This is a genomic window from Kytococcus schroeteri, assembly GCF_002847825.1.
Lineage (GTDB): Bacteria > Actinomycetota > Actinomycetes > Actinomycetales > Dermatophilaceae > Kytococcus > Kytococcus schroeteri.
The window spans coordinates 94,787-106,969 of record NZ_PKIZ01000002.1 but is presented as its reverse complement, the minus strand read 5'-3'; the positions used below and the strand labels follow the sequence as shown (position 1 = coordinate 106,969).

General features: G+C 75.0%; 12 protein-coding genes and 1 tRNA gene. 10 read left to right on the top strand and 3 right to left on the bottom strand.

Annotated elements, in window-relative coordinates:
• Positions 1-19 precede the first annotated feature (19 nt).
• The 4 genes from nudC (at position 20) to CYJ76_RS01650 (ending at position 3,941) form a co-directional block, all read left to right on the top strand.
• Positions 20-1,003 (top strand): NAD(+) diphosphatase, encoded by a 984-nt coding sequence (gene nudC / locus CYJ76_RS12340; RefSeq protein WP_180802172.1) that lies wholly within the window; start codon positions 20-22, stop codon positions 1,001-1,003.
• Positions 996-3,125 carry an ATP-dependent DNA helicase UvrD2 gene (locus CYJ76_RS01655; RefSeq protein ID WP_101849063.1) on the top strand — a complete coding sequence of 710 codons (2,130 nt, stop codon included), beginning with the start codon at positions 996-998 and terminating at the stop codon, positions 3,123-3,125. The genes nudC and CYJ76_RS01655 overlap by 8 nt, the downstream gene beginning before the upstream one ends.
• Positions 3,126-3,300: 175 nt before the next feature.
• Positions 3,301-3,447: a hypothetical protein gene (locus tag CYJ76_RS12335; protein WP_168168508.1), complete on the top strand. Its 147-nt coding sequence runs from the start codon at positions 3,301-3,303 to the stop codon at positions 3,445-3,447.
• A 200-nt stretch (positions 3,448-3,647) separates the two neighbouring features.
• A complete protein-coding gene (locus CYJ76_RS01650; RefSeq protein WP_101849062.1) occupies positions 3,648-3,941 on the top strand; it encodes a WhiB family transcriptional regulator in 294 nt (97 codons plus the stop codon).
• 7 nt (positions 3,942-3,948) lie between these two features.
• Here the strand turns inward: CYJ76_RS01650 and CYJ76_RS01645 are convergent, their stop codons facing one another.
• The gene (locus CYJ76_RS01645; RefSeq protein WP_101849061.1) at positions 3,949-4,968 is read right to left on the bottom strand and encodes a hypothetical protein; all 1,020 of its coding nucleotides are present in this window, start codon (positions 4,966-4,968) and stop codon (positions 3,949-3,951) included.
• A gap of 165 nt (positions 4,969-5,133) precedes the next feature.
• On the opposite strand from CYJ76_RS01645, the gene CYJ76_RS01640 reads away from it, so the two are divergent.
• Both CYJ76_RS01640 and CYJ76_RS01635 read left to right on the top strand, forming a co-directional pair.
• The gene (locus CYJ76_RS01640) at positions 5,134-5,976 is read left to right on the top strand and encodes an enoyl-CoA hydratase/isomerase family protein (protein ID WP_101849060.1); all 843 of its coding nucleotides are present in this window, start codon (positions 5,134-5,136) and stop codon (positions 5,974-5,976) included.
• Positions 5,973-6,608, top strand: coding sequence for a M48 metallopeptidase family protein (locus CYJ76_RS01635; RefSeq protein ID WP_083323680.1), 636 nt, complete (start codon positions 5,973-5,975; stop codon positions 6,606-6,608). The genes CYJ76_RS01640 and CYJ76_RS01635 overlap by 4 nt, the downstream gene beginning before the upstream one ends.
• 3 nt (positions 6,609-6,611) lie before the next feature.
• Here CYJ76_RS01635 and CYJ76_RS01630 read toward each other — a convergent pair whose 3' ends face one another.
• Positions 6,612-8,165, bottom strand: coding sequence for a zinc-dependent metalloprotease (locus CYJ76_RS01630; protein WP_101849059.1), 1,554 nt, complete (start codon positions 8,163-8,165; stop codon positions 6,612-6,614).
• A gap of 88 nt (positions 8,166-8,253) precedes the next feature.
• Here CYJ76_RS01630 and CYJ76_RS01625 point away from each other — a divergent pair, with 88 nt between their 5' ends.
• Positions 8,254-9,369 carry a YlbL family protein gene (locus tag CYJ76_RS01625; protein WP_101849058.1) on the top strand — a complete coding sequence of 372 codons (1,116 nt, stop codon included), beginning with the start codon at positions 8,254-8,256 and terminating at the stop codon, positions 9,367-9,369.
• 6 nt (positions 9,370-9,375) lie between these two features.
• On the opposite strand, the gene CYJ76_RS01620 is transcribed toward CYJ76_RS01625, so the two are convergent.
• Entirely contained in the window at positions 9,376-9,861 is a 486-nt protein-coding gene (locus CYJ76_RS01620) for a PPA1309 family protein (RefSeq protein ID WP_238138110.1), read from the bottom strand.
• Between the two features lie 91 nt (positions 9,862-9,952).
• Here CYJ76_RS01620 and CYJ76_RS01615 point away from each other — a divergent pair.
• The 3 genes from CYJ76_RS01615 to CYJ76_RS12330 all read left to right on the top strand — a co-directional run.
• Positions 9,953-10,029: transfer RNA gene (locus tag CYJ76_RS01615), tRNA-Met, on the top strand.
• Between the two features lie 251 nt (positions 10,030-10,280).
• Positions 10,281-11,633: an NAD(P)/FAD-dependent oxidoreductase gene (locus CYJ76_RS01610; protein ID WP_180802171.1), complete on the top strand. Its 1,353-nt coding sequence runs from the start codon at positions 10,281-10,283 to the stop codon at positions 11,631-11,633.
• 90 nt (positions 11,634-11,723) lie between these two features.
• Positions 11,724-12,183 (top strand): M16 family metallopeptidase (locus tag CYJ76_RS12330; protein WP_180802170.1); only part of this gene is annotated, 460 nt, incomplete at its 3' end.

The window sequence follows — 12,183 nt, the reverse complement described above, 5'->3', positions numbered from 1 at the left end:
GGCCGCATAGGCTGCGGGTGTGTCCAGCCCTCCCACACCGCCCGCGTCGTCCGCCCGGATCGAGCCCGCGCTGCAGCGGGCCGCGTGGTTGCGGGGGAGCGCGGCGGGGGAGCCGGCGTGGGGGCGTGAGGCACCCCACCGGCGTCTCTGGGTGACCCTCGAGGGGGCCGTGGCGGTGACCGGCAGCCCGGCGGCGGTGCTGTGGCGCACCTCCCCGGCCGGCGAGCTGCCGGACCTGGACGCCGACGGGGTGGCCGACGGCGTCGAGGTCTTCCTGGGCCGGGGATCCGACGGCCCGTTGGTGGCCGTGGTGGTGGCCGACGAGGACGCGGTGCACCTGCCCGAGGGGGCCTCCTGGGCGGACCTCAAGGTGGTGGGGAGCGCGTTGGGCGAGGAGGACCGCGAGGCGGCGATGACGGCCGTCGCCCTGGCGCGTTGGCACCAGCGGCACCGCTTCTCCCCGGAGACCGGCGCGGAGACCGAGGTGGTCTCCTCCGGCTGGGTGCGCCGCGAGGAGGGCGGGCGCCTGCACTTCCCGCGCACGGACGCCGCGGTGATCATGGCCGTGGTCGACGACCGCGACCGGCTGCTGCTGGCTCGGGGCCGCCACTGGCCGGAGGGGAGGTTGTCGGTGCTCGCCGGTTTCGTGGAGCCCGGCGAGACGCTCGAGCAGGCCGTGGCGCGCGAGGTGTACGAGGAGGTGTCGGTGCAGGTGTCGGACGTGACCTACGCGGGGTCCCAGCCGTGGCCCTTCCCGGCCTCGCTCATGGTGGGCTTCACCGCCCGGGCCGGGGCGCAGCCTGACGAGGTGCCCGCCACGGCGCTGGAGCACGACGAGATCGCCGAGGCCCGCTGGGTGTCCCGGGAGGGCCTGGCCGCCGCGCTCGCCGCGCGCGAGGTGGGCCTGCCGGGGCCGTTCTCCATCGCCCGCCGCCTCATCGAGCAGTGGTACGGCGGCCCGCTGCCGGTGCGCGACGAGGTGCGGGGGTCCGTGCGTGACTGACCCCGAGCGCATCCTCGAGGGGCTCGACCCCGAGCAGCGGCAGGTGGCGGCCACCCCCGTGGGCGCGATGCGGGTGCTTGCCGGTGCGGGCACCGGCAAGACGCGCGCCATCACCCACCGCATCGCCTACGGCGTGCACGCCGGGGCCTTCCCGGCCCAGCAGGTGCTGGCGGTCACGTTCACCGCGCGTGCGGCCGGGGAGATGCGCACCCGCCTGCGCGCGCTCGGCGTGCCGGGCGTGCAGGCGCGCACCTTCCACGCCGCGGCGCTGCGCCAGCTGCAGTACTTCCACCCGCACGTGGTGGGCGGCGCGCCGCCGCAGATCATCAACTCCAAGGCGCCGCTGGTGGCCGAGGCCGCCAGCCGGCTGCGTCTGGAGGTCGACCGCACCGCCGTGCGCGACCTGGCCGCCGAGGTGGAGTGGGCCAAGGTCTCGCTGCTCACCCCGGCCACCTACGCCGCCGAGGCCCGGCGCCTGGAGCGCTCGGCCGGCGGGTTGGACCCCTCGGCGATGGCGCGGCTGCTGGAGGTCTACGCCGAGGTGGCCAGCGACCGCGGGGTCATGGACTTCGAGGACGTGCTGCTCTCGATGCTGGCGATCCTGCGTGACCGCCCCGACGTGGCCCGCACGGTGCGCAGCCAGTACCGGCACTTCGTGGTGGACGAATACCAGGACGTCAACGCCGTGCAGCAGGCCCTGCTCGAGGCCTGGACCGGCGAGCGCCACGACGTGTGCGTGGTGGGCGACGCGGCGCAGACCATCTACTCCTTCACCGGTGCCACGCCCCAGCACCTGCTGGACTTCCCGACGCGCCACCCCGGGGTCACCTCGGTGCAGCTGCACCGCAACTACCGCTCCACGCCGCAGGTGCTCGGCGTGGCCAACGCGGTGATCGCCGGCGACGTGCGCTCGGCGGCCGGCCGGGTGGAGCTGCACGCGCAGCGCCCGCCGGGCCCGGAGCCGGAGCTCACCGTGCACGCCGACGACGAGGCCGAGGCCCGCTGGGTGGCCCAGCGCATCGGGGAGCTCACGGCATCGGGGGAGGTGACCCCGGGCGACGTGGCGGTGCTCTTCCGCACCAACGGCCAGTCCGAGGCGGTGGAGACCGCCCTGGCGCGCGCCGGTGTGCCCTACCTGGTGCGGGGCGGGGAGCGCTTCTTCAACCGGCAGGAGGTGCGGGCCGGCATCGTCCTGCTGCGCGGCGCGGTGCGCAGCGACGACGGCGAGCTGCCGCTGGTGCGCCTCACCGCCGACGTGCTCTCCGGGGCCGGGTGGACGCACGAGCCGCCGCAGTCCAGCGGGGCGCAGCGGGAGCGCTGGGAGTCCCTGCAGGCGCTGCTCACCGTGGCCGAGGACCTCGCGGCCGCCGCCCCCGAGGCCCGGATGGCCGACCTCGTGGCCGAGCTCGACCGGCGCGCGGCCGAGCAGCACGCCCCGGCCATGGACGGGGTCACGCTGGCCTCGCTGCACGCCGCCAAGGGGCTGGAGTGGCCCGTGGTGTTCATCATCGGGTGTTCCGAGGGGCTCATGCCGATCTCGCTGGCCCGCACGCCCCAGGCCGTCGACGAGGAGCGGCGGCTGGCCTACGTCGGCATCACCCGTGCCCGGGACCGGCTGCTGCTCTCCCGGGCCAAGGGGCGGCCCGGGGCGCGCAGCGAGCGCGAGCCCTCGCGCTTCCTCGCCGGGGCCGCGTCCGTGCTGGGCTCCGAGGCCGTGGCCACGCGCGCCCCGGCCGAGCCCGGCGGCGGGCGCTCGCGGCGCCGAGCCCGGCCCGCGGTGTGCAGGCAGTGCGGGGTCCCGCTGGAGAACGCCACCCAGGCCAAGGTGGGGCGCTGCGCCGACTGCCCGCCGGAGTACGACGTGGCCACCTTCGAGGCGCTCAAGGCCTGGCGCAAGGCGGTGGCACTGCACACCTCCAAGCCGGCGTTCACGGTGTTCACCGACGTGACGCTGGAGGGGATCGCCACCGCCGACCCGGGCGAGGTGGCCGACCTCGCGGGCGTGTCCGGCATCGGGCGGGCCAAGCTGGAGCGCTTCGGTCCGTCGGTGATGCGGGTGCTCGGCGGGGAGGACCCGCAGGCCGTGGCCGACGAGGTCTTCGGCGAGGAGGCCGCGGGCTGAGCCGGCCCTCCTGCGACCCGCAGGTCTCGAAAAGGTCACGAATCGGGCGGATCCGTTAAATCGGTTGCCCCCGCCGTGGAGGGGTTTCTAGGGTGGGGCCACACCTTCCGGGAGTCGTCTGCGGCTCCTGCCGGGTGGGTACCTGACCGCGATCGAGGAAGGAGGAGCGAGAACCATGATCAACACCCTGACCTGCACCGCAGTGGCACTCGATGCCCGCGCTGCCGCCACGGACGCCCGTGGGCGTGTTGACCTCGTGCCGGCCACCGGCCGCATGACGCGAGATCGCTCCGCCTCGACCGCGTTCCCCCTGGTGGCCTGACGCGACGTCGCGGCGCCCACTGCGCCCCGCGCCCAGGACCGGCCACCGGCCGCTCCCACCACGGCACCCGTGTCCCCCGACCGGACCCCGGTGCCCTCGCACGCAGCCCCCGGCGCGTGCCGCCCCGTCCCACACCGCCGCGCAGCCGTGCGTGGCCCCGACGGGCACCCATCCGCAGGACCCCGGAAGGACTCCCAGGCATGTTGGCCCTGGCAGATCACCACCAGACCCTCATCGACGAAGCCCGTGCCGCCGGCAGCCCCCTGCCGTGCCTCGTGAACGACCCCGACACCTGGTTCGCCGACACCCCCGCCGGCGTCGAGCACGCCAAGGCGTTGTGCCTCGACTGCCCCGTGCGCACCCTGTGCCTCGAGGGCGCCCTCGAGCGCCGCGAGCCGTGGGGCGTGTGGGGCGGCGAGCTCATCGACTCCGGTCGGGTGCTGCCGCGCAAGCGCCCCCGCGGCCGCCCGCGCAAGCACCCCGTCGCGGCGTGACCCCGGCTCAGGCCGTGGCCCGTCGACCGGTGCACCAGCAGTCCGGGTGCACCGCGAACCGCTCCACCCTCGGCACCGGGGAGTGGGCCACCACGCTGACCCGTGTGGTGGCCCGCTCCGCGGTGCCGTCCGCCGTGCCCGGGCCGTCCGACGTGTCCAGCACCCACAGCGCCGTGCGGGCACCCCACCGCACCGCCCACTCCACGAGGTCCACCGGCGTCTGACCCACCGGCGCCAGGTGCTCGAGCGTCGGGCTCTCGGCCTGCGGCCCGCCCCACTCCAGTGCCAGCTGTTCGGGTGGCACCTCGTGGCGCACCACGCACTCCGCGCACGCGGCGCCGGGGACCGCCAACGGCCCGATGCCCACCCAGCCCGGCGTCACCACCACCGGCAGGTGGGGGATGCCGGTCTCCACCAGCCGCCGCAGGTCCACCGCCGCGGTGCGCGTGGTGAGCACCGGCACCACCAGCTGTGCGGACTCCACCGCCCCGTGGTCCCCCAGGCCGTGCCACCAGCGGGGTGCCTCCACCGGGCCCAGCACCTGGCCCACGCCGCCCTCGCGCAGCCGGTCGCGCAGGCCGTGCAGCACGCGGTCCACCGCCACGTCCCCGGCCCACCCCGCCAGGTCGTCCACCACCACGGTCGCCCGGTCGCGCGCCTCCACCCGGTCCCAGCCACCCGTGCCGCCGGCGGCCTGCATCCTCTGCACGGCCGCCCGCAGCCGGTCGCGGCGGGCGCCGCACATGGCCCGGGCGCGGGGCGGGTCGCTCACGTCGAGCACGGCGTCGAGCCGCCGGAGGCGCTCCACCAGCCGTTCGCGGGCCTCCTCGTCGAGCCCGGCGGCCAGGGCGGCGGCCCGGTCGCTGCGCTCGGAGGCCGGTCCGGCCAGCGAGGTGAGATAGCGCACCTCGGCGGGGGTGAGCCCGTCCACCTCCAGGCAGCGGCCGGGTGGGCTGCCCAGCTGCACGACGCCGTCGGCGCGCACCAGGGGGCGCAGGCTGTGGGGAAGGCGAACCAGATCGACCATGGCGGCACCCTGACACCACCGCCGGGGTGCGGGTGGTCCTCCGTCCACAGGCCCGACGGGAGCGCGCGCCGGGTGGTGGACGAGATCAACCCCCCGGGTGCTCGTCCACAGCGCGTCGCCTCGCGCCCGTGGGTGCGGCCGGGTCAGGGGGTTAGCGTTCGGCCCATGAGCGAGCAGACCCCCCTGTCCCTGCCCGGTGCGCAGACCACCGAGCTGCCCGACCTCGCCCTGCACCTGCTGCCGCAGGGCACCGGCGAGGTCGCGGTCGTCGAGCTGGCGCTGCCGCAGAAGCGCAACGCCATGAGCGAGGAGATGACCGACTCGTGGGCGCGCGTGGTGCGCCAGCTGGCCGAGCACCGGGCCCTGCGGGCGGTGGTGGTCACGGGCCGCGGGTCGGCCTTCTGCGCCGGCGGCCAGCTCGACTGGATCGTCGCCGAGCCGGACGCCTCGGCCACGGACCTGCGCGAGCGCATGGCGCGCTTCTACGCCACCTGGCTGTCCCTCGGCCAGCTCGAGGTCCCCACCATCGCGGCGGTCAACGGGCACGCCATCGGGGCGGGGCTCGCGGTGGCGTTGGCCTGCGACCTGCGCGTCGTCTCCTCGCAGGCCACCCTCGCGATGCCGTTCACCCACCTGGGGCTGCACCCGGGCATGGCCTCCACCTGGCTGCTGCCGCAGGCCGTGGGGCTGCCGGTGGCACGCGACCTGCTGCTCACCGGGCGCCGCGTGAAGGGCCACGAGGCGGTGGGGCTCGGGCTCGCCTCGCGGGTGGCCGAGCCGGGGGACGTGCTCCCCGAGGCCCTGGACATGGCCCGGGCCGTGGCCTCCACGGCGCCGCAGGCCGAGCGCCTCACCACGGTGGCGCTGCGCGACGGCGGCCACCGGTCGCTGGCCGACGCCCTGCAGTGGGAGGCCCTCGCCCAGGGCGTCACGCTCACCACCGCGGACCTCGCCGAGGGGATCGCCGCGGCCGCCGAGCGACGCGCCCCGGAGTTCACCGGCCGATGACCGCCCAGGGGGAGCCGATGGGGGAGCCGCTGCCCGGCTGGGAGGGCGACGGCTGGGACGGGCCTGCGCCGGAGGACGGCGGCTGGGAGCCCGACGGGTGGGCCGATGAGGCGCCGCCGGCGGTCGAGCCGGCACCCGAGGTGGTGGTCACCCGCAGCGCTCGGCGGCGCAAGACCCTCCAGGCGCGCTGGCAGGACGGCCGGGTGCACGTGGCCGTGCCCGCCGGCATGCCGCCCCACGAGGAGGAGCGGGCGGTGGCAGAGCTGGTGGGCAGGGTGCTGCGCCGTCGGCGCAACGCCAGCTCGACCGCCTCGCTCGTACAGCGCGCGCAGCGCCTCAACCGCACCTACTTCCACGGGGTGGCCGTGCCGGTCGACGTCCGGTGGGTGGCCAACCAGCGGTCGCGCTGGGGGTCGTGCACCCCGGGGCGCGGCACCATCCGGCTCAGCGACCGCCTGCAGCCCATGCCCGACTGGGTGGTGGACGCCGTGCTGGTGCACGAGCTGGCCCACCTGCTGCACCGCGGGCACGGCCCGGACTTCCAGGCCGCCGTGCGCCGCTACCCGCGGTACGACCAGGCGATGGTCTTCCTCCAGGGCGTCAGCCACGGCTGGGCGCACCCGGAGGGCTGAGCCTCAGCGCGCCCCGGCCCCGCCGTCGCCGCCCTCGTCCTGCAGCAGCTTGGCCAGCTCGGCGTCGAAGTCGGTGCCGGTGGCCTCGCCGGGCTCGTTGGTGCCCCAGCGCTCCACGTAGCCCAGCACGTCGTCCAGGGCGGCGGCGTCCGGCGCGATGTCGGGGTGGTCCCAGACCGCGTCGCGGGCGGCCGCGCCGTGCTTGTCCTCCATGGCCGCGAACAGGTTGGCCGCGTCGCGCAGGCGCCGCGGACGCAGCTCCAGGCCCACCAGCCCGGCGAAGGTCTTCTCGGCCGGACCCTGCGTGGCGCGGCGGCGGCGCACCACCTCGGCCAGGGCGTCGGCGTGCGGCAGGGTGCCGCGGGTGGCGCGGTCGGTCACCACGTCCACCCAGCCCTCCACGAGGGCGAGCCAGGTCTCCAGGCGAGTCAACGCCGCCTTCTGCCGCTCGCTGGGCTCGGGGTGGAACAGCCCGCCGGAGAGCGCCGACTGCATCGCCTCCGGGTCGGTGGGGTCCACCGAGCCCAGCTTGGCCTCGATGCCGTCGGTGTCCAGGCGCATGTCCGCCGCGTAGGAGCGCACCGCCTCCAGCACCTGGCTGCGCACCCACGGCGCCCCGGCGTACAGGCGCTGGCGGGCGCTCTCGCGCACGGTGAGGAAGAGCATCACCTCGGCGGGGTCGATCTCCAGCCCCTCGGCGAAGGCACGCACGTTGGTCGGCAGCACCAGCACCCGTCCCTCGGGCACCAGCGGCAGCCCCACGTCGGTGCCGGAGACCACCTCCTGGCTCAGCGCCCCGGCGGCCTGGCCCAGCTGCAGCGAGAACATCGAGCTGGACATGCGCTCCATCATCGGCGCCATCTGGCCCATGACGGCCTCCATGTCCATGCCACCGGGCAGCGACATCCCCGGCGGGAGCTGCGAGCGCAGGGTCTCCGGGTCGTCACCCAGGCGGTCGGTGAGCGAGGAGGCCACGGCCGAGTTCACGCCCTCGGCCAACGGGGTGAGCGCCTCCACCCACGCCGGCATGGTGGTCTCCACCCACTCCGCGCGGCTCACCACCTGCACGGCCCCCGACGCGGCGGGGAACTCGGTGGCCGCGTCGAGCCACAGCGAGGCCACGTTGCCCACCTGCTCGGCGTCGCGCTGCGCGGCCTCGCCCACCGAGGAGTCGCCCCCCTGGGCGGCGGCCCGGCGGGCCACGTCGGTGGCCAGCTGCTGGTTCACCGGTCCGTCGCCGCCGGCGAACATCTGCTGCACCTGCGCCTGCAGGGCCCCGAACGCCGCCGGGTTGTTCGCCATCATCGCGGCCATCGGGTTGGTCGCGGCGCCGCCGGCCCCCGCCGCGGCCGCCCCGGCCCCCGCCGCGGCCGCCCCGGCGCCGCCCATGCCCAGCGCGGAGAGCATCTCGTCCACCTCGGGGGAGTCCACGGCGTCGCCGAGGAACTGCCGCAGCATGTCCTTCATCGGGTCGGTGGGCTGCTCGGAGCCGCCCTCGCCGGGGGTGTGCTCGTCGTCGGCGCCCGCGTCGTCCTGGGGCAGGTTGTCCTGGCTCATCGTGACCTCCCTGTCGTGGTGAGGGGTGAACACCCGTGGCCGTCCGGACCTTCCCGGGGCGCCCACGGCCCGGTGCGATGATGTCGCAATGACCTCGGCCCGCGACACCTCCCCCGGGGAGGCGCCCCCCGCCCGCCGCCGTCACCCGCTGGCCGTGCTCGGCCTCGTGCTGTCCCTGCTGCTCGTCGTGGGCATCGTGGTGGCCAACGCCGTCACCGCCCCCTACGTCGTGTTCACACCCGGCGGCGCCTACGACGTGCTCGCCGAGGACGGCCCCGGTGACGGCCCGATGCTGCGCGTGGACGGGCACGAGACCTTTCCCACCGACGGCGCCCTGCGCATGACCACGGTGGCCATGTACGGCGGCCCCGGCCACGAGCTGAGCTGGTGGGAGGTGGGCACCTCGTGGCTCGGGGGGCAGGACGAGATCCTGCCGCGCAGCCGCGTCTTCCCCGAGGACGTGACCGCCGACCAGGTGCAGAAGGTGAGCACCGCGCAGATGGCGGGCTCCCAGTCCAGCGCCGAGACGGTGGCCCTGCGCGCTGCCGGCGTGCCGGTGACCGAGAAGGTGGTCGTGGCCCAGGCGGTCCCGGGCGCCCCGGCCGAGGGACGACTCGAGGCCGAGGACACCATCGTGTCCGTGGACGGCGCGAAGGCCACCTCCGTGCAGGTGGTGCAGCAGGCGGTGCAGCGGGCCGGTGCCGGTTCCACGGTCCGGGTCGTGGTGCAGCGCAAGGGCACCCAGCGCACCGTCACGGTCCCCACCCGGCAGATGGAGGGCCGCACGGTGGTCGGTGTGCAGCTGGCCACGCTGGCCGAGAGCCCGGTGGACGTGCACGTCGACGCGGGCTCGGTGGGTGGCCCCTCGGCCGGCATGATGCTGGCCCTGGGTATCTACGACAAGCTCACCGAGGGCCCGCTCACCGGGGGCCAGGACGTCGCCGGCACGGGCACCATCGACAGCGACGGCACCGTGGGCCCCATCGACGGCATCGCGCAGAAGATGCACGGCGCCCGCGAGGCCGGGGCGACGTGGTTCCTCGCCCCGGACGACAACTGCGAGCAGGTGGTGGGCCACGTGCCCGAGGGCATGCACGACGTGGCCGTCACCGACTTCGCCGAGGCGCGCAGGGCGGTCGAGGCGATCGCGGCGGGCAGCACCGACGCCCTGCCCACCTGCGAGGAGCACCTCGCGGGGCGCTGACCCGGCTCAGTCCTCCAGGCTCGCGGCCAGCGCGCCCTCGAGGTCGTCGGCCACGTGGTGGGCGACGGCCACGGCGTCGTCGCTGTCGTGCTGCGCCAGGCGCACCAGGGTGAGGCGCTCGTCCTCGCGGGTGGCCAGCACCAGCAGGCGCACCGCCTCGGTCTCGGACCCGCCCTCGTGCGCGGCACGGCGGCGCTCGACCGCCAGGGCGCACCCGTGTACGCCGGCCGGCCAGGCGAGGTGGCCCAGGTAGTCGTGCAGGTCGGTCCCGGCGGGCAGCTCCTGCTCCACCGCGGTGAGCGCGCCCGCGTCGCTCAGGGCAGCGGCCAGGGCGGGCTCGGCCGCCGCGAGGTCGCTGGTGCGCACGAGGGCGAACACGCGGTCGGGCTGGCCCCACCCGTCGGCGGCCACGTGCTGCTCGGTCTCGGTGGCCACGGCCAGCAGGTGCTCGGGCGGCAGGTCGGTCCGGGGGGTCGTCTCGGGGTGTTCCACGCCCCCATCCTCCCGCAGCCGGTCCCGGAGTCCGCAGCAGCACACCGTTTTGCATCGGCGCTGCCGATCGTCTAGAGTAGTGCTCCGCCGACGCGGGGTGGAGCAGTTCGGTAGCTCGCCGGGCTCATAACCCGGAGGTCGCAGGTTCAAATCCTGCCCCCGCTACCAACGCGTCGAGGTCCCACCGGATCGCAAGCGCCCGAAGGGCCCGGAACCAGAAGGTTCCGGGCCCTTCGTCGTACCCGATCGCCGTCACTCGTGCGTCACCCGGAGCACGAACGGGCGCGTCCGCGGGCATCCGGCGACGCATGGGGACGGGCCGCGCCGTGGGGGTGCGCGGGACTCCCGGGACAGTGGGTACCGTAGGGGCGAACCACGCTCGGTTCACCCCTGCTCGCAGCATCCCCGAGGAGATCCACGTGTCCGTTCAGTCCGCCCAGAACACCGCCGTCCCGGCGGCCTCGACCGGTCGTCGCCGCGTCGTGATCGTCGGATCCGGCTTCGGTGGCATCTCCGCCGCCCAGGCGCTGGCCGACGCGAACGTCGACATCACGCTGGTCAGCAAGACCGACACCTTCCTGTTCGTGCCCATGCTGTACCAGGTGGCCACCGGCCTCATCACCGAGAACGAGGTGGCCCCCTCCATCGGCGAGGTCCTCAAGGGCCAGGACAACGTCACCATCGTGCAGGCCGAGGTCACCGACATCGACCTCGAGGGCAAGGCCGTCATCGCCACCGCGAACGGGGCCGAGCAGCGCTTCGCCTACGACGAGGTCGTCTTCGCCGCCGGTGCGGGCCAGTCCTACTTCGGCAACGACCACTTCGCCGAGTTCGCCCCCGGCATGAAGACCGTCGAGGACGCGCTCTACCTGCGCTCCCTGATCTTCGACTCCTTCGACCGCGCCGAGAAGGCCGCCGCCGAGGGCCGCATGGACGACGCCCGCAAGGCCCTGACCTTCGTGGTCGTCGGCGCCGGCCCCACCGGCCTGGAGCTCGTCGGCCAGCTCGCCGAGATCTGCAACCGCACTCTGGCTGACCGCTACCAGCACATCGACACCCGTGAGGCCCGCCTCGTGCTCGTCGAGGGCATGGGCCAGGTCATGCCGCCGTTCTCCCAGAAGCTGGGCGCCTCCGCGCAGCGCCAGCTCGAGGACCTCGGCGTCGAGGTGCGCCTGAACTCCATGGCCACCGACATCACCGCCGAGGGCATCACCCTCTCGGTGAAGGACCAGGAGCCGGAGACCATCGAGGCCGACACCAAGATCTGGGCCGCGGGTGTGCAGTGCGCCGGCATCGGCAAGGTGGTGGCCGACAAGGCCGGTGCCGAGACCGACCGCGCCGGCCGCGTCGTGGTGCAGGACGACCTCACCCTCCCGGGCCACCCGGAGATCCTCTTCGTCGGCGACATGATCAAGTTCGACGGCGCCCCGGGCGTCGCCCAGAACGCCATGCAGTCCGGCAAGCACGCCGGTGAGACCATCGCCCGCCGCACCGTGGGCCTGGACTCCACCGAGCCGTACTCCTACTTCGACAAGGGCTCCTTCGCGGTCATCGCCCGCGGCAAGGCCGTCGGCTACCTGGGTGCGGACAAGAAGGTCGAGCTCACCCGCGTCCCCGCGTGGCTGATGTGGCTGGGCATCCACCTGGCCTACCTGCCGGGTCTGCGCAACCGTGCGCTCTCCCTCAAGGCGTGGGTCACCGACGCCCTGGGCGCCCCCTCGCCGGAGGTCAAGGAGATCACCTCCCACCCGGCGCCCACCCGCCAGGCCTGACCGGCCGCCGCACCACCGACGCTCCCCCCATCGCCCACGGGTGATGGGGGGAGCGCCGTCGTGTGCCCGGCGCCACGTAGGGTGACGCGCATGCCCGTGGACCTCCCCCTGGTGGAACGCACCCTGCCCAACGGCCTGCGCGTGGTGGTGCAGCCCGACGCGACCGCCCCCGTGGTGGCGGTGAACCTCTGGGTGAGGGTCGGGTCCGGCCACGAGGCGCCGGGGCACACGGGCTTCGCCCACCTCTTCGAGCACCTCATGTTCCAGGGGTCGGCCAATGTGCGCACCGGTGAGCACTTCGAGCGCCTCATGGCCGTGGGTGGCTCGGCCAACGCCACCACCGCCCTGGACCGCACCAACTACTTCGAGACCCTTCCCGCGGGCGCGCTGGACCTGGCCCTGTGGCTGGAGTCCGACCGTCACCTGCTGCTGCGCGAGGCACTCGACCAGTCCACGCTGGACAACCAGCGCTCGGTGGTGGTGGAGGAGAAGCGTCAGCGCTACGACAACCAGCCGTACGGCAGCGCCTTCCACCGCATGCAGGCCGCGC